Source organism: Nocardioides agri (assembly GCF_013778305.1).
Lineage (GTDB): Bacteria > Actinomycetota > Actinomycetes > Propionibacteriales > Nocardioidaceae > Nocardioides > Nocardioides agri.
Genome location: NZ_JACEIC010000001.1, coordinates 426,655 through 442,929, shown reverse-complemented (window position 1 = coordinate 442,929; position 16,275 = coordinate 426,655). Strand labels below are relative to the sequence as shown.

Genomic DNA, 16,275 nt, shown 5'->3' with positions numbered 1-16,275 from the left:
CGTTACACGCCGTCACGCGACGGCCCGGGCGATGCCCTCCAGCTCGTCGCGGTCGACGACCCGCCGGGTCTTGACCCGGTAGCGGTAGACCTGGATCAGCCCGAGGCCCCAGAGCAGGTACTGCGTCGACATCGCCCACTTGAAGGCCGACGACGTGTAGTCCGAGCCGCCTCCGGGCGTCCGCCAGTCGAGCACGATGCCGATGGAGATCACGAGCACCAGGCTGGCCACGAAGCCGCCCTGGTTGATGATCCCGGTGGCGCTCGCGAACCGCTCGTGCGGGTTGGAGGTGCGGCCCACGTCGAACCCGATCATCGAGGCCGGGCCGCCGACGCCCACGACGACCACCAGCACGACGAGCACCCAGGTCGGGGCGTGGCCCGGCCAGGCGAGCACGATGGTCCACGCGACGACGATGCTGCTCACGATCGTCAGCACCATGGTCGAGCGGTGCCAGGGATGGTTGCCCACCAGCCAGCCGAGCGTCGGCCCCGCGCCCATGATCGCGAGCACCATGAGCGTGAGCAGCAGCCCGGCCGTCGCCTCCGACTGGTGCTCGCCCTTGACGAAGAAGGGGTAGCCCCAGAGCAGGCTGAGGGCCGTGGCGCTGAACTGGGTCGAGAAGTGCATCCAGAAGCCGAGCCGGGTGCCGGGGTGCGCCCAGGACGCCGACAGGCTGGCCCGCACGGCCGCCAGGGACAGCGCCGGGCCGCGCAGGTTGCGCTGGGTGGGGGTGTCGTGGAGCACGAACACCATCGCCAGGGCGAGCGCGAGACCGAGCGAGGCGGCGACCAGGTAGGCCGTCGTCCACCCGAGGTGCCCGAGGGCCCAGGTCATCGGCACCGCGGCGGCGATCGCCCCGAGCTGGCCCAGCGTGCCGGTCAGCTGGGTCATCAGCGGGATCCGCCGGGTGGGGAACCAGCTGCTCACCAGTCGCAGCACGCAGATGAAGGTCATCGCGTCGCCCATGCCCACGAACACCCGGGCGACCAGGGCGGCGCTGTAGCTCTCGGCGAGCGCGAACCCGACCTGGGCGCAGGTCAGCAGCACGGTGCCCGTCAACAGCACGCTCCGGGAGCCGAACCGGTCGACCAGGAGGCCCACGGGGATCTGCATGCCGGCGTACACGACCAGCTGGAGCATCGTGAAGGTGGCGAGCTGGGACGCGGAGATGTCGAAGCGCTCGGACGCGGCGAGGCCGGCGACCGCAAGCGACGAGCGGTGGAAGACCGCCACGAAGTAGACGAGGAGCCCGACTCCCCAGACCACCCAGGCACGCGCCGTGATGCGGGTCGGCTGGGGAGTCACTCCCGCGAGTCTAGGCGGGTCAGTCGAGGCAGAACTCGTTGCCCTCCGGGTCCTGCATGACGATGTGGCCCCCGGACATCGGCGGGGCGGGCTCGTGGCGCTCGACCCGGGTGGCGCCCAGCGCGACCAGCCGCTCGCACTCGGCCTCCAGCGCGGCCATCCGCTCGTCGCCGGCCAGGCCGGGTGCGGCCCGGACGTCGAGGTGGACGCGGTTCTTGACCGTCTTGCCCTCCGGCACCTGCTGGAAGAACAGCCGCGGGCCGGCCCCGGCTGGGTCGACCGAGGCGGACGCCATGTTGCGCTGCTCCTCCGGCAGGGTCGCGGAGAAGGCGTCCCACGACTCGAAGCCCGGCGGGGGTGGTGGGAACTCGTAGCCGAGCACCTCGTTCCAGAAGACCGACAGCGCGCGTGGGTCGGCGCAGTCGAACGTCACCTGGACCTCTCGGACCGTGCTCACTTCGCACCTGCTTCCATCATCTGCCTGAGCTCCTTCTTCAGGTCGCCGATCTCGTCGCGCAGCCGCGCGGCCACCTCGAAGTGCAGCTCGGCGGCGGCGCCCTTCATCTGGTCGGTGAGCTCCTGGATGAGCTGGGCGAGCTCGGCGCTCGGCAGCCCGGCCAGGTCCTTGCTGTGCTGCCCGGCCTCTCCGCCGGCCAACCGGGACAGGGCGGGGACCGGTGCCTTCCGGTGCTTCGGGTCCATGTGCTGCCACGTCTCGAGCAGCTCCTGGGTGGACTCGTCCTCGCGGGCGAGCATGTCGGTGATGTCGGCGATCTTCTTGCGCAGCGGCTGCGGGTCGATGCCGTGCGCGGTGTTGTAGGCGACCTGCTTGGCGCGCCGCCGGTTGGTCTCGTCGATCGCGGACTCCATCGAGGGCGTGATCCGGTCGGCGTACATGTGCACCTGGCCGGACACGTTGCGGGCCGCGCGCCCGATGGTCTGGATGAGCGACTTGTCGGAGCGGAGGAAGCCCTCCTTGTCGGCGTCGAGGATCGCCACCAGCGACACCTCGGGCAGGTCGAGGCCCTCGCGGAGCAGGTTGATGCCGACGAGGACGTCGTACTGCCCCAGTCGTAGGTCGCGGAGCAGCTCGATGCGCTTGAGCGTGTCGACCTCGGAGTGGAGGTAGCGGGTGCGGATGCCGGCGTCGAGGAGGTAGTCGGTGAGGTCCTCGGACATCTTCTTGGTCAGCGTCGTGACCAGGACCCGCTCGTGCTTCTCGACCCGGACGTTGATCTCGTGGATGAGGTCGTCGATCTGGCCCTTGGTCGGCTTGACGACGACCTCCGGGTCGACGAGGCCGGTCGGGCGGATGATCTGCTCGACCGTGTCGCCGCCGACCTTGTCGAGCTCGTAGTCGCCCGGGGTCGCGGAGAGGTAGATCGTCTGGCCGATCCGGTCGAGGAACTCCTCCCAGCGCAGCGGGCGGTTGTCCATCGCGCTGGGCAGCCGGAAGCCGTGGTCGACCAGGTTGCGCTTGCGGGACATGTCGCCCTCGTACATGCCGCCGATCTGCGGCACCGCGACGTGGGACTCGTCGACGACGAGCACGAAGTCCTCGGGGAAGTAGTCGAGGAGGCAGTTGGGCGCGGAGCCGCGGGTGCGGCCGTCGATGTGCATCGAGTAGTTCTCGATGCCCGAGCACGACCCGACCTGGCGCATCATCTCCACGTCGTAGGTCGTGCGCATCCGGAGCCGCTGGGCCTCGAGCAGCTTGCCCTCCCGCTCGAACTTCGCGAGCTGGTCCTCCAGCTCGAGCTCGATGCCGGTGATCGCGCGCTCCATGCGCTCGGGGCCGGCGACGTAGTGGGTCGCCGGGAAGACGTAGAGCTCCTGGTCGTCGGTGACCACCTCGCCGGTGATCGGGTGCAGCGTCATCAGCCGCTCGATCTCGTCGCCGAAGAACTCCACCCGCACCGCGTGCTCCTCGTAGACCGGGAAGATCTCGAGGGTGTCGCCGCGCACCCGGAACGTGCCGCGGGTGAACGTCATGTCGTTGCGGGTGTACTGGATCTCGACGAGCCGGCGCAGGATCGAGTCCCGGTCGTGCTCCTCGCCGACCTTGAGCCGGAGCATCCGGTCGACGTACTCCTGCGGGGTGCCGAGGCCGTAGATGCAGGAGACGGTGCTGACGACGATCACGTCGCGGCGGGTCAGCAGCGAGTTGGTCGCCGAGTGGCGCAGCCGCTCGACCTCCTCGTTGATCGAGGAGTCCTTCTCGATGTAGGTGTCGGTCTGCGGGACGTAGGCCTCGGGCTGGTAGTAGTCGTAGTAGGAGACGAAGTACTCGATCGCGTTGTCGGGGAAGAGCTGGCGCAGCTCGTTGGCGAACTGGGCGGCGAGCGTCTTGTTGGGCTGCATGACGAGCATCGGCCGTTGCAGCTGCTCGGCCACCCAGGCCACCGTGGCGGTCTTGCCGGTGCCGGTCGCCCCGAGCAGCACGACGTCCTCCACCCCGCCCTTGATCCGCTTGGTGATCTCCGCGATGGCGGCCGGCTGGTCGCCGGAGGGCTGGTAGTCGGAGATGACCTTGAACGGCGCCACGCGGCGCTCGAGATCGGTCACTGGTCGCATGGCTTCGAGCCTAGACGGCGGCACCGACAGTCCCCCGGTCCCGTGTAACGGATCCCGCCCGGCCCGCGTCTAGGGTGTGCCGAGTCTCGGAGAGGAGAGGTGCCGTGCGGTCCTCGATCAAGGTCGTCCTGGTGCGCGCTGCGTTGGTCAGCGGCCTGGTGGTCAGCGGCCTGGCGGTCGCGCCGGCGGGCACCGCCGCACCAGTGCGTCCGGTGATCTCGATCGGCCATTTCCGGCCGACCGTGTCGCCCGACGGGGACGGCTACCACGACTCCCTCCGGGTGCCGATCGACCTCGCGCGACGCGCCTTCGTGACGATCCGGGTCCGCGACGTCGAGCGGGGCCGGACGGTCCGCAACGGGCCGCTCGGCGGCACGCAGTGGGACGCCCCCGGCCGGCGGGTCCTCACGCTCGGCAGCCTCTTCACGGGCGTCGCCCGGCCCCTGCCCGCGGGCCGCTACCGGCTGAGCGTCATCGCCCGTCCGTACGGCGACGAGCAGCACCCCCGGACGGCACGGGCGACGTTCACGCTCCACTCCGGGCCGGTGTCGCTGGACGTCCGCACCAGCACGTCCGCGGCGGCGGAGGGCCTCCGCTTCGCACCCGGCAGCGGCGTCCGGAGCAGGGCCAGGATCGGGTACGTCCTGGAGCGTCGGTCGCGCGTGACCGCCGTCGTCGCCGGTCACCGGATCCCCCTCGGCGCCCAGCCCGCGGGACACCACGCCTGGTGGTGGAACGGCCGGATCGGCGGGCGCGCCGCCGCCGAGGGAGAGCACCGGGTCACCCTGCGCGCGCGGCCGGTGGCGCCCCGCTCGCGCGCCGGGGCCGTGACCGTCCGCACGGTGGTCGACCTGACCGCACCCGATCCGACCCTCAACGTCAACCGCTCGACCGTCTACCCGGCGGCCACCGTCATCGAGGACAGCCTGCGCGTCGGCCTCGACCTGCCTCCGGGCGAGGTGACGTCGGCGCAGGTCAGGGCCGTCGACGAGGGCCGCCTCACGGCCCGTCTCGCCCCCGTCGAGCACGAGTGCTCCTGGGGCGATCGCGGCTCGCCCTACTACGTCGCCTGCACCTTGCTGACCTGGGACGCCCGGACGCCGTCCGGTCCCGTCGCTCCCGGCGACTACCTCCTCCGGCTCGTGGTCACCGACGACGTCGGCAACTCCCGTGTCGTCCGACGACCCGTCTCCGTCTCCGCGGGCCAGCTGGTCGAGCAGACCGGCTCCGTCACGTGGACCGGACTCTCCGCACCGCCCGCGACGGACCCCTGCTTCGCCAACGGCTGCGGCGACTACGCGCCGTGCGCGTCCCACCCGTCCGAGCGCTTCGCCGGCGGTGTCTCCTTCCGCTCCGACCAGGCGGCATGCCCGGGCACCGAGTTCCAGTCGGCCGTCCGGGACTACGGGTTCACGCCGCCCCTGACGTTCGGCACGACGCCCTTCGACCGATTCCGGGTCGTCGCCGTCGGCGGTCCGACCACGCCCGGCGACGACGACACCGCGTGGGTGACGGCGCGCGGCGGCGTGAGCGACAGCGACGGAGCGACCCTCGCCGCCGACGGATCCGCCGCGACCCCCTGGATGCTGGTCCGGCCCGACGTCGAGCTCTTCTCGACCAGCCCCCGGACCCGGTGGTCCGCCGGCACCTCGAGGCCGAACCGGTACGACGTCGCGACCTACACCCTGGAGTACACCTACTACGTGCCCGCGGGGTGATCGCTAGATTGGCCACGTGAGCAGCCCGACGACCATCGCCGAGCGTGGCCTGCGAGTGCTGCGGCGCACGCTGCTGACGGTCGTCGGCATCCAGCTGGCGCTGGCGATCGGCATGTCGCTCGTCGACTCCTACCGCCGCCGGGGCAAGAAGCCGAAGCCGTTCCCGGTCACCAAGCCGACCGACGTCGAGGTCGGCGACGGCACGCTCACGACGTACACCTACGGCCAGGACCTGTACGACGCGATGCTCGACGCGATCGGCAGGGCGGAGCGCCAGATCCTCTTCGAGACCTACATCTGGAAGGGCGACGAGGTCGGCGAGCGGTTCAAGGCCGCGCTGGCCGCCGCGGCCGACCGCGGGGTGGAGGTCTACGTCATCTACGACGGCTTCGCGAACCTCGTCGTCTCCCCCCGCTTCAAGCGGTTCCCGGCCACGATGAAGGTGCTGCGCTACCCGATCTACCCGGCCGGCTGGAAGTTCTACGACGTCACCCGCTACGGCCGCGACCACCGCAAGATCCTGGTCGTCGACGACGCGGTCGGGTTCGTCGGGGGCTACAACATCGGCACGCCGTACGCCACCGAGTGGCGCGACACGCACCTGCGCCTCACCGGCCCCGGCGTGTGGGACCTCAAGCGTGCCTTCGCGGACTTCTGGAACCTCAACCGGCGCCGCCGGATCGGGACGTCGGAGCGCCCGCTGCTGCTCGAGACCTCCTCGACCTGGGAGTCCCGGATCCGGCTGCACCGCAACGTGCCGCGGCTGTGGATGTTCCCGATCCGCTCGATGTACATCGAGGCGATCAACCGCGCGTCGACCAACGTCTGGATGACGCACGCCTACTTCTGCCCCGACCAGGACTTCGTCGACGCGATGAAGGACGCCTCGCACCGGGGCGTCGACGTCCGCCTGCTGCTGCCGCACAAGTCCAACCACATCGTGGCCGACTGGATCTCCCGGGGCTACTTCTCCCAGCTCCTCGACGCCGGGGTGCGGATCTTCCGCTTCAAGGACGCGATGGTGCACGCCAAGACGTCGACGATCGACGGCACCTGGTCGACGATCGGCACCGCGAACGTCGACCGGCTCAGCCTGCAGGGCAACTACGAGATCAACCTCGAGGTGATCGACGAGGCGTTCGCCGCGGTCATGGAGGAGATCCACCTGACCGACGAGTCGAACTCGCTGGAGCTGACCAAGAGCGAGTGGGAGGCGCGCGACCTCCACCGGAAGTTCACCGAGATGATCCTCGCGCCCCTGCGCCCCTTGCTCTGAGCGCTGCTCGGACGAGCAGCACCAGGCCGCCGAGCGCGAGGAGCAGGCCCAGTCCCTGCAGGCCGGGCGAGTCGTCGTACCCGCCCGCCACCACGGCGGCGACGCCGACGAGGACGCCGACGACCTCCAGGATCACGATCGCCACGCCGCTCACTCGTCCACCCACTCGAGCAGGTCACCGGGCTGGCACTCGAGCACCCGGCACATCGCCTCGAGGGTGCTGAAGCGCACCGCCTTGGCCCGGCCGTTCTTGAGGACGGCGACGTTGGCGGGCGTCAGCCCGACCTGCTCGGCGAAGTCGCCGACGCTCATCTTCCGCTTGGCGAGCTCGACGTCGATGCGCACGACGATGGCCATCAGATGACCCCGTCCAGGTCGGTGCGCAGGGTCGTCGCCTGCCGGAGCAGGGCGCGCATCACGATCATCAGCAGGCCGACCACCGTCACGCCGACGAGCACCAGGAGCAGCAGCATGATCGGGCCGGGGTCGTCGGCGTTGAACCCGACCAGCACGAAGATGCAGCCCAGCACCACCCAGGCCGCGCCGATCGCACCGAGGATCGCGTTGACCCACGTGAACGACGCCTCGCTGAAGATCCGGTCCTCCTGGACCATCGAGAGCAGCTTCCAGATCGCGACGACCACCACCTGGACGCACAGCACGAGGAAGGCCGCGACGATCGTGGCCGGCCACCGCAGGGACGCGTCGTGGGGGTTCTCCTCCGCCATGTGCCGGAACTGGCCCGGCAGCGACAGCGTCTGGAACACCACCAGGACGCCGAAGAGCAGGACCAGGAAGACCCGGAGGACGAGGACGGCGGACCGGTCGACATTCATGGATCGAGTATCGACATCTACCTATCGATAGTCAATAGATACGCCGCGTGACGGTCGCCGGCAGGTGCGTCCGCGGCGCCATCCGTGGGCCGTGGCGCTCCGGCCGGCCGCCGGTCAGCAGGCACAGCACGACCACCCGCCCCCGGTGCGGCCGCCAGGGGTCGAGGAACTCCGCGAGCTCGGCGTCGTCGAAGGGCCGGCCGGCGACGGCCCACCCGACGTCCTTCGCGACGTGGTAGTCGCCGAACGAGACCGCGTCGGCGTCGCCGTGCGCGCGCTGGCGCACCTCGGCCGCGGTCCAGACGCCGATGCCGGGCAGGCTGGTCAGCCGCCGCTCGACCTCGTCGCCGGGGAGGCCGACCGTGCGCTCCAGCGCGTCGGCGACCCGGGCGGCGGTCACGAGAGCGCGGGACCGGGCCGGGTCGACGTGCATCCGCAGCCACTCCCACGACGGGACCTGGCGCACGGTCTCGGGTGGGGGCTGCACCCACAGCCGCAGGTCGGCGCCCGGGCCGGGGGCGCGCTCGCCGTACCGGTGCACGAGCATCCGGAAGCCCGCGAACGCCTCCTGCCCGGTCACCTTCTGCTCGATGATCGCCGGCGCCAGCGACTCCCAGACCAGCCCGGTCCGGCCGAGCCGCCAGTGCCGGTAGCGGCGCCAGCCCTCGGCCACCAGCGGGTGCCCGGGCTCGAACCCGGTCGGGTCGTCCGCTGCGCCGAGCAGCGCGGGCAGGCCGTCGAGCGCCCACTCGGCGCCGGGCCCCCAGGCCTCGGCACGCACGACGCCGTCGCCACTGCGCGGCTCGACGGCGAGGGTGACCGGGCCGTCCGGCGTACGGATGCCGCGCCAGTGGCGCTCGCGGACGATCTTGTACGTCGGGTCGCCGCCGCCGCGCTTGTGGACGCCGAGCACGGAGCCGACCGGGACCGGCCAGTCGGGCCGCCACTCCCGCACCTGTCCCTCGCCCACCCGCCGAGCCTAGCCCGCACGACCGACGGTAGAACGTGTTCTAGTCTGATCCCATGGTGCTGCAGATCGAGGACCGCGACCGGGTCCGGACCCTCACGCTCGACCGGCCCGAGGCGCTCAACGCGTTCAACGAGGCGCTCTACGACGCCACGACCGAAGCGCTCCGGGCGGCGGCCGACGACCCCGCCGTGGCGGTCGTGCTGCTGACCGGCAGCGGCCGCGGGTTCAGCGCGGGCACCGACCTGCTGGAGATGCACGCACGGGCGACCGACCCGGACTTCGTGCCCGGCGAGCACGGGTTCCTCGGCCTCGTCGACGCGCTGGTGGACTTCCAGAAGCCGCTCGTCTGCGCGGTCAACGGCGTCGGTCTCGGCATCGGCGCCACGATCCTCGGGTTCGCCGACCTGGCCTTCATGTCGTCGACGGCGCGGCTGAAGTGCCCCTTCACCAGCCTCGGCGTCGCGCCCGAGGCCGCCTCGTCCTACCTGCTCCCCCGGCTGGTCGGCCGCCAGGACGCCGCGTGGGTGCTGCTCTCCGCCGAGTGGATCTCCGCGGACGAGGCGCTCGCGATGGGCCTGGTCTGGCGGGTCTGCGCGCCGGACGACCTGCTCGCCGAGGCACGACGGCACGCCGAGGCGCTCGCCGCCCGTCCGATCTCGTCGCTGATGGCGGTGAAGCGCACGATGACCGAGCCGCTGCGCGCCGGGATCGCGGAGGCGCGCCAGCGCGAGAACGCCGCCTTCGCCGAGCTGATGGGCGGCCCCGCGAACATCGAGGCGCTGACGGCCTTCGCCGAGGGCCGCGAGCCGGACTTCACGACCCTGCCGCCCGGCTGGTGAGCTGCGCAGGCCCCTCCCTCGGGCGACCGGTTCCGGACGGGCAAGTTCGGGAAACGGTCACCGGGGTCCGACCGCGCCTGCACACTGTGGTCCCATCCCTCCGCACGTGACGGCGGACACCGGGTGTCGACCGACCAGGAGCAGACCGTGACCGGATCCCTGAACCGACGAAATGTCCTGACCGGCACCGCGATCCTCGGCGCCGCAGCCGCCGGGGCGGGCGCCGACCGCCTGGTCAGCCGAGCCGGCGAGCCGGCCGAGGCCGGCACGCCGACCAGTACCCCTGACGCCTCGAGCACGCCTTCGACCGCACCTGCACCCACCAGCGGTGCCCGGTCGGAGAGGTGGTGGACGGCAAGATCCGGTGCCCGTGCCACGGGAGCCTCTGCTCGATGACGACGGGGGTCAACGTCGGCGGCCCGGCGCCCGGCCCGCTCACGCCCGTGCCGATCACGGTGGAGGACGGGAAGATCGCGCTCGCGTAGCCGCCGTGTCAGACCTGCGCGTCGGCCGTGGTGACGGTGCCGGCCTCGCGGCCCGGCGCGCGGTGGTAGGTCCAGTAGAGGTTGGTGTGCGCGATCACCAGGTCGGGCGTCGGGGCGCCGTAGGCGCTCTGGTCCTCGGTGGTGTGGGCGTCGGCGACGAGCGTGGCGTCGTAGCCGCGGACCAGCGCGCCGTGCAGCGTCGAGCGGATGCACTCGTCGGTCTGCGCCCCGGCGACGACCAGCCGCCCGGCGCCGAGCGCGGCGAGCACGTCCTCGAGGTCGGTCTCCTCGAACGAGTCGGCGTAGGTCTTGTGCACGACCCGCTCCCCGTCCGCGATCGCGAGCTCCGGCACCAGCTGCCAGGCGTCGCTGTCGCGCGGGAGGTGCTCGGGGTGCGAGTGCAGCACCCAGACCACCGGCGTGCCGTGGGTCCGGGCGCGCTCGACGAGGTCGGCGATGTTGGCGACCACGCGGTCGCGCTCGTGGGCGCCGGCGACGATGCCGTTCTGCACGTCGATGACGGTGAGGGCGGTGTGGGGGCGGTCCTGGAGAGTCGTCATGCGAGCACCGTAGGATCCAAAGCGGACGATCTGCTTCCTCATCAGGAGAAATCCGTGTCGACCAGCCCCACGGCCCGCGCCCTGGTCGCCCTCGAGGCGCTCCAGGAGACGCCCGGCATCACCGCCGAGGCGCTGGGCCGACGGCTCGGCGTCACCTCGCGCGCGGCGCGCCGGTACGTCGAGATCCTGCGGGAGGCCGAGATCCCGGTGGAGTCGGTGCGCGGCCCGGCCGGCGGCTACCGGCTCGGGCGCGGCGTGCGGCCGGCGCCGCTGCGGTTCCGCGCCGACGAGGCGCTCGGCCTGGTGATGGCGGCGCTCGACGGCCAGCACGACGCCGCCGACCACGACGGACCCGTGGGCCGGGCGCTCGGCAAGCTGCTCGCGGCGCTGCCCCGGGCGGTCGCCGCCCAGGCGGAGGCGGTCCGGCGGACGGCCACGCCGGTGCCGCAGCGCGACCCCGCCCGGCCCGACCCGGCGACCACGGTGAGCCTGGTGGAGGCCTGCGCCGAGCGACGCCGCGTGCGGCTGGCCTACCGGACCGACAGCGGCAACGACCGCGAGCTGGTCGCGGAGCCGTGGGCCGTGGTCGTGCGCTACGGCCGCTGGTACCTGCTCTGCCACTCGGTGACCGCCGACGACGTGCGCACCTACCGGATCGACCGGGTGGCGTCGGTCGAGGTGCTGGCCGAGACCTTCCAGCCGCCCGCCGGCCTGGATGCGGTGACGACCCTCGAGGAGCACCTCGGCACCGGCTGGCAGCACCCCGTCGAGGTGCTCGTCGACGCACCGCTCGCGGAGGTGCGGATGGCGATCCCCAGGACCATGGGCCGCCTGGAGGCCGTCGACGACCGGCGCACCCGCCTGGTCGGGTCGACCCGCAACGTGACGTCGTACGCCCAGCAGCTCGCTGCGCTGCCCGGGTCGTTCCGGGTGGTCCAGGGCGACGAGGTGCGCGCGGCACTCGCGAGCCTCGCGGCCCGCCTCACGGTGGCGAGCCGCTGAGTCAGAGCAGCCCGATCGACTGCGCGTGCCGTCGTACGGCGTCGCTGTCGGCGGCCAGCACGAAGGGCACGTCGGCGTCCCAGGCGTCGGTGACCTGCTCGACCCGGCCGTCGCCGGGGTCGAGGCGCACCTCCCGGATGTAGACGGCCAGGACTCGGCCGGGGTGGGACCGCACGATGTCGGCGTAGATCTGCGGGTCGTGCTCGCCGGAGTCGCCGATCAGCACGAACGGCAGGTCCGGGTGCAGCGCGAGCACCTCCTCGATCCGCTCGTGCTTGCGGGCCCGGCCCTCCCTGGTGCCGATGAGGTCGCGCAGCAGCAGCGGGCCGATCGGGAAGCCGCGGTGGCGGAGGAAGCCGGTGAGGAACGAGTGCAGGTTCCACGGGCTGGACGAGACGTAGAAGAACGGGTTCCGGCCGTCCTCGAGGTCGCGGTAGAGCTCGGGCGCGCCCTCGAACGGCGTCCGGGTCAGTGCCGAGCCGGCGAACGTCTGCAGCAGCATCTCGCCGACCCGCTGCACCCCGGTCTCGATGATCGTGTCGTCGACGTCGCTGATGACGCCGAAGCGGGCGTCGGGCTCGGGGACGAGGACGTCGACCGGGGTCGGGTACCTCTCGGTGAGCCCGCGGTAGTCCCCCGCGAGCTCGACCGTGCCCCGCTCCCACGGGCTGCCGACGTGGGCCGGGAGGAGCTCGACGCGGAAGTAGCCCTCCCGGTCGGTGACGGTGTCGACGCCGGCGTCGCCGACCGTCACCCTCAGGGGGACGCCGGGCAGCTCCTCGGTCACGAACTGCCCGAGGCTGCGCCGGATCGCCGCGCCCAGCCCCTCGCCCTCCACGGCCTCGGACGGCGGGGGGTTGTCGAGCACGCGGCCGCGGACGACGACGCCGGCCGGACCACCGTGGCCGCCGTACGCCTCGATCCGGAAGTGCTCGGGCGTCCGGCCGGCGCGACGGCGCAGGCGGGCGGCGTCCCACCACCGCTCCGCCTCGACGAGCAGCCACTGCTTGCGACTCACAGCGTCAACCTACTGTCGGCGCGCTCGGGTTGAATGGCCGCATGCTGCTCGCGGACGTCGTCGCCACCTCCTCGACGGTCGCCGCGACCCGGTCGCGCAAGGCGAAGGTGGCCGCGATCGCGGCGCTGCTGGCGCGCGCCGCGGAGGAGTCGCCCGAGCAGCTCGAGACGGCCACGTCCTACGTCGGCGGCTCGCTGCGGCAGCGGCGCACCGGGCTCGGCTGGCGCGGGCTGACCGCGCTGCCCGCCCCGGCCGAGACGTCGTCGTTGACGGTCGCGGAGGTCCATGACGCGTTCGACGCGCTCGCGTCGCTGGCGGGCGCCGGGTCGCAGGCGGCGCGCTCGGCGGCGGTCGCCGACCTCTTCGGTCGGGCGACCGCCGAGGAGCAGGCGTGGCTGCGCGGCGTCGTCACCGGCGAGGTCCGTCAGGGCGCGCTCGACTCGCTCGTTCAGGAGGCCCTGGCCGTGGCGGCGTCGGTGCCGCTGACCGCCGTCCGCCGGGCGGCGATGCTCGGCGGTTCCACGGTCGCCGTCGCCCGGGCCGCGTTCGTCGGCGTCGACGCGCTCGCCGCCGTGGGGCTCGAGGTCGGCCGGCCGGTGCTGCCGATGCTCGCGTCCTCGGCGCCGACCGTGGCCGACGCGCTGGCCAAGGCGGGTGGCGGTGCACCGGTCGCGGTCGACGTGAAGCTCGACGGCATCCGCATCCAGGTGCACCGCTCCGGGTCGTCGGTCGTGGTGGCCACCCGCTCGCTCGAGGACATCACGGCCCGGCTGCCCGAGGTCGTCGAGGTGGCGCTGTCGCTGCCGTCGGAGTCGTTCGTGCTCGACGGCGAGGCGCTGGCGCTGGGCGACGACGGTCGTCCGAGGCCCTTCCAGGAGACCGCCTCCCGCACCGCGATGGCGGCGGGCGTGCGCGTCACGCCGTACTTCTTCGACGTGCTGCACGTCGACGGCCACGACCTGCTGGACTCCCCCGCCTCGTCGCGCGCGGCGGCGCTCGACCGGCTGGTGCCGGCCGAGCACCGGGTGCCGCGGCTGGTGACGGCGTCACCGGAGGAGGCCGAGGAGTTCCTCACCGACACCCTGGGGTCCGGCCACGAGGGCGTCGTCGTGAAGTCGCTGACCGCGCCCTACGACGCCGGCCGCCGCGGCGCCTCCTGGGTCAAGGTCAAGCCGGTGCACACCCTCGACCTCGTCGTGCTCGCGGTGGAGTGGGGCTCCGGACGGCGCCAGGGCTGGCTCTCCAACATCCACCTCGGCGCCCGCGACGCCGCCACCGGCGACCTCGTGATGCTCGGCAAGACGTTCAAGGGGATGACCGACGAGATGCTCGCCTGGCAGACCGAGCGGTTCCTCGGGCTGGAGACGCACCGCGCGGGGCACGTCGTCCACGTCCGCCCCGAGCAGGTCGTCGAGATCGCCATCGACGGCGTGCAGCGCTCCACCCGCTACCCCGGCGGGGTCGCGCTCCGCTTCGCCCGCGTCGTGCGCTACCGCGACGACAAGCCGGTCACCGAGATCGACACCGTCGAGACCGTGCGCGGATTCCTGGCCGGCTGATCCGTCTCGGTCACATCCGTGCAACCGCGAGTTGCACGCTCGTACGATGTCGACATGACGACCGCTCCCGAGACCGACGGCCGGCGTACCGCCGCGGCCGCCCGGCGCCGCGCGCGCGAGCGGGAGATCATCAGCGCCACCCGCGGCCTCTTCGACCAGCGCGGGGTGCGCGACGCGCAGATCGAGGACATCGCGAAGGCGGTCGGGATCAACCGCGCGATCGTCTACCGGCACTTCACCGGCAAGGAGGAGCTCTTCGCCCTCACGCTGGTGGAGTACCTCGACGAGCTGCGCGCCGCGATGGCCGACGCGATCGGCGCGGCGGACGGGCCCGAGCAGCAGCTGCGGGCACTGGTCGGCGCATTCGTGGAGTACGGCGTGGCGCATCCGGCGTTCGTCGACTGCGCGCAGACGATCATGCGGCGCACCGGTCCGGATCTCCTCGACGAGATCTCCGAGGGCGCGCTCTTCCGCCTCGGCCGCGGCATCTCCGGCTGCCTCGCCCTGCTCACCCAGGTGCTCGAGGACGGCGTCGAGCGGGGCGTGTTCACCGTCGAGGACCCGGTGCTGCTCGCCAACACCCTCTACGCCAGCGGCCTGGGCGCGCTCCAGCTCGCGCGCGTCGGCATCCTGGTGAAGGAGGCCGCCCCGGGCATCCCGACCGTCGGCACGATCTCCCCCGAGCAGGTCCGCGACTACCTGGTCGCCTCCGCCCTCGCGCTGGCCACCCGCTGACCCCGCGGACGTCATACGGATGGTGGGAGGGGACACACCGTCCGTATGACGTCCCGTGCGCGCGGGCGAGCCGTTAGCGCTCGAGGATCGCCACGACGCCCTGGCCGCCCGCGGCGCAGATCGAGATCAGCGCGCGGCCCGAGCCCCGCTCGGCCAGCAGCTTGGCGGCGACGTTGACGATCCGGCCGCCGGTGGCGGCGAACGGGTGGCCGGCGGCGAGCGAGGAGCCGTTGACGTTCAGCTTCGCCCGGTCGATCGCGCCGAGCGGCGCGTCGAGACCGAGCCGCTCCTTGCAGAAGATCGGGTCCTCCCAGGCGGCCAGCGTCGAGAGCACCTGCGAGGCGAACGCCTCGTGGATCTCGTAGAAGTCGAAGTCCTGCAGGGTCAGCCCCTGCCGGGCGAGCAGCCGCGGCACGGCGTAGGCCGGCGCCATCAGCAGGCCCTCGTTGCCGTGCACGTGGTCGACCGCGGCGGTCTCGGCGTCCACGAAGTAGGCCAGCGGCTCCAGGCCGCGAGCGGCGGCCCACTCCTCGGACGACAGCAGCACCGCGGACGCACCGTCGGTGAGCGGCGTCGAGTTGCCGGCCGTCATCGTCGCCGCCTCGCCCCGGCCGAAGACGGGCTTGAGCTTCCCGAGCTTCTCCACCGACGAGTCGGGTCGGAGGTTGTTGTCCCGCTCCAGCCCGCGGAAGGGCGTGACCTGGTCGTCGAGGAAGCCGCGCTCGTACGCCGCGGCGAGGTGCTGGTGCGACGCGGCGGCCAGCTCGTCCTGGGACTCGCGGGTGATCTGCCACTCCAGCGCGGTCAGGGCCGCGTGCTCCCCCATCGACAGCTTCGTGCGCGGCTCGCCGTTCTGCGGGATCTCCAGCCCGATGTCACCCGGCCTGATCGCGCCCAGCGCCTTGACCTTGCCGGCCGTGTCACGGGCGGCGTTGACCTTCATCAGCTTCCTGCGCAGCCGGTCGCTGATCGCGACCGGAGCGTCCGAGGTGGTGTCGGTGCCGCCGGCCACGCCCACGTCGTAGGTGCCCAGCGCGATCTTGTTCGCGACCTGGATGGCCGCCTGGAGCCCGGTGCCGCAGGCCTGCTGGATGTCCGTGGCCGGCGTCTCGGGCGCCAGCCGCGAGCCCAGCACGGACTCGCGGGTCAGGTTGAAGTCCCGCGCGTGCTTGAGCACGGCGCCGGCCACGACCTCGCCCAGCTGCTCGCCCTCCAGCCCGAAGCGGGCGACGAGCCCGTCGAGCGCGGCGGTGAGCAGCTCCTGGTTGGAGACGTCGGCGTAGGCGGTGTTGGAGCGGGCGAACGGCGTGCGGTTGCCGCCGAGCACGGCGACGCGGCGAGTGGTGACCATGACCGAATCCTTGTTCGCGGGCCCGAGAAAGAGAAGGCTGTGAG

At 72.4% G+C, this 16,275-nt stretch carries 16 protein-coding genes and 1 pseudogene; 7 read left to right on the top strand and 10 right to left on the bottom strand.

The features are described 5' to 3' along the window. Positions 1 to 12: 12 nt before the first annotated feature. From HZF07_RS02255 to uvrB, 3 genes are read right to left on the bottom strand one after another with little or no spacing between them, the layout of a single operon-like run. On the bottom strand, positions 13 to 1,308 hold the full coding sequence (locus HZF07_RS02255; RefSeq protein WP_309504279.1) for an MFS transporter: 1,296 nt from the start codon (positions 1,306 to 1,308) through the stop codon (positions 13 to 15). A 19-nt stretch (positions 1,309 to 1,327) separates the two neighbouring features. Beyond that, complete coding sequence (locus HZF07_RS02250; RefSeq protein ID WP_181644668.1) at positions 1,328 to 1,765, bottom strand: VOC family protein; 438 nt, start codon at positions 1,763 to 1,765, stop codon at positions 1,328 to 1,330. Next, positions 1,762 to 3,882: an excinuclease ABC subunit UvrB gene (uvrB, locus tag HZF07_RS02245; RefSeq protein ID WP_157346662.1), complete on the bottom strand. Its 2,121-nt coding sequence runs from the start codon at positions 3,880 to 3,882 to the stop codon at positions 1,762 to 1,764. The genes HZF07_RS02250 and uvrB overlap by 4 nt, the downstream gene beginning before the upstream one ends. 104 nt (positions 3,883 to 3,986) lie before the next feature. Here uvrB and HZF07_RS02240 point away from each other — a divergent pair, with 104 nt between their 5' ends. Both HZF07_RS02240 and HZF07_RS02235 read left to right on the top strand, forming a co-directional pair. Beyond that, the gene (locus HZF07_RS02240) at positions 3,987 to 5,600 is read left to right on the top strand and encodes a hypothetical protein (protein ID WP_157346660.1); all 1,614 of its coding nucleotides are present in this window, start codon (positions 3,987 to 3,989) and stop codon (positions 5,598 to 5,600) included. A gap of 16 nt (positions 5,601 to 5,616) precedes the next feature. After that, positions 5,617 to 6,876, top strand: coding sequence for a phospholipase D-like domain-containing protein (locus HZF07_RS02235; protein WP_309504276.1), 1,260 nt, complete (start codon positions 5,617 to 5,619; stop codon positions 6,874 to 6,876). Here HZF07_RS02235 and HZF07_RS02230 read toward each other — a convergent pair. The 4 genes from HZF07_RS02230 to HZF07_RS02215 are packed head-to-tail and all read right to left on the bottom strand — an operon-like array spanning position 6,836 to position 8,682. Continuing rightward, entirely contained in the window at positions 6,836 to 7,021 is a 186-nt protein-coding gene (locus HZF07_RS02230) for a hypothetical protein (protein WP_157346658.1), read from the bottom strand. The two genes, HZF07_RS02235 and HZF07_RS02230, sit on opposite strands and share 41 nt — an antisense overlap. Before the next feature lie 5 nt (positions 7,022 to 7,026). Beyond that, positions 7,027 to 7,233: a helix-turn-helix domain-containing protein gene (locus HZF07_RS02225; protein WP_157346656.1), complete on the bottom strand. Its 207-nt coding sequence runs from the start codon at positions 7,231 to 7,233 to the stop codon at positions 7,027 to 7,029. After that, a complete protein-coding gene (locus HZF07_RS02220; protein WP_157346654.1) occupies positions 7,233 to 7,712 on the bottom strand; it encodes a DUF2975 domain-containing protein in 480 nt (159 codons plus the stop codon). Before HZF07_RS02220 ends, HZF07_RS02225 begins: the two co-directional genes overlap by 1 nt. Before the next feature lie 31 nt (positions 7,713 to 7,743). Beyond that, a complete protein-coding gene (locus HZF07_RS02215; RefSeq protein ID WP_181644667.1) occupies positions 7,744 to 8,682 on the bottom strand; it encodes a DNA-3-methyladenine glycosylase family protein in 939 nt (312 codons plus the stop codon). Positions 8,683 to 8,735: 53 nt separating this feature from the next. On the opposite strand from HZF07_RS02215, the gene HZF07_RS02210 reads away from it, so the two are divergent. Together HZF07_RS02210 and HZF07_RS02205 are read left to right on the top strand one after the other, a co-directional pair. Further along, entirely contained in the window at positions 8,736 to 9,521 is a 786-nt protein-coding gene (locus HZF07_RS02210) for an enoyl-CoA hydratase/isomerase family protein (protein WP_157346651.1), read from the top strand. A gap of 308 nt (positions 9,522 to 9,829) precedes the next feature. After that, positions 9,830 to 10,006 (top strand): annotated as a pseudogene (locus HZF07_RS02205) (Rieske (2Fe-2S) protein); the annotation flags it as partial. Positions 10,007 to 10,014: 8 nt separating this feature from the next. Here the strand turns inward: HZF07_RS02205 and HZF07_RS02200 are convergent. Beyond that, complete coding sequence (locus tag HZF07_RS02200; RefSeq protein ID WP_157346647.1) at positions 10,015 to 10,566, bottom strand: cysteine hydrolase family protein; 552 nt, start codon at positions 10,564 to 10,566, stop codon at positions 10,015 to 10,017. Positions 10,567 to 10,620: 54 nt separating this feature from the next. Here HZF07_RS02200 and HZF07_RS02195 point away from each other — a divergent pair, with 54 nt between their 5' ends. After that, positions 10,621 to 11,568, top strand: a complete 948-nt coding sequence (locus HZF07_RS02195) for a helix-turn-helix transcriptional regulator (protein ID WP_181644666.1) — start codon at positions 10,621 to 10,623, stop codon at positions 11,566 to 11,568. Between the two features lies 1 nt (position 11,569). Here HZF07_RS02195 and HZF07_RS24285 read toward each other — a convergent pair whose 3' ends face one another. After that, entirely contained in the window at positions 11,570 to 12,586 is a 1,017-nt protein-coding gene (locus tag HZF07_RS24285) for an App1 family protein (protein ID WP_157346645.1), read from the bottom strand. A gap of 41 nt (positions 12,587 to 12,627) precedes the next feature. Here HZF07_RS24285 and HZF07_RS02185 point away from each other — a divergent pair, with 41 nt between their 5' ends. Continuing rightward, on the top strand, positions 12,628 to 14,145 hold the full coding sequence (locus tag HZF07_RS02185) for an ATP-dependent DNA ligase (protein WP_157346643.1): 1,518 nt from the start codon (positions 12,628 to 12,630) through the stop codon (positions 14,143 to 14,145). Positions 14,146 to 14,199: 54 nt separating this feature from the next. Next, the gene (locus HZF07_RS02180; RefSeq protein WP_157346641.1) at positions 14,200 to 14,880 is read left to right on the top strand and encodes a TetR/AcrR family transcriptional regulator; all 681 of its coding nucleotides are present in this window, start codon (positions 14,200 to 14,202) and stop codon (positions 14,878 to 14,880) included. A 73-nt stretch (positions 14,881 to 14,953) separates the two neighbouring features. Here HZF07_RS02180 and HZF07_RS02175 read toward each other — a convergent pair whose 3' ends face one another. After that, positions 14,954 to 16,231: an acetyl-CoA C-acetyltransferase gene (locus HZF07_RS02175; RefSeq protein WP_157346639.1), complete on the bottom strand. Its 1,278-nt coding sequence runs from the start codon at positions 16,229 to 16,231 to the stop codon at positions 14,954 to 14,956. Between the last annotated feature and the right edge of the window lie 44 nt (positions 16,232 to 16,275).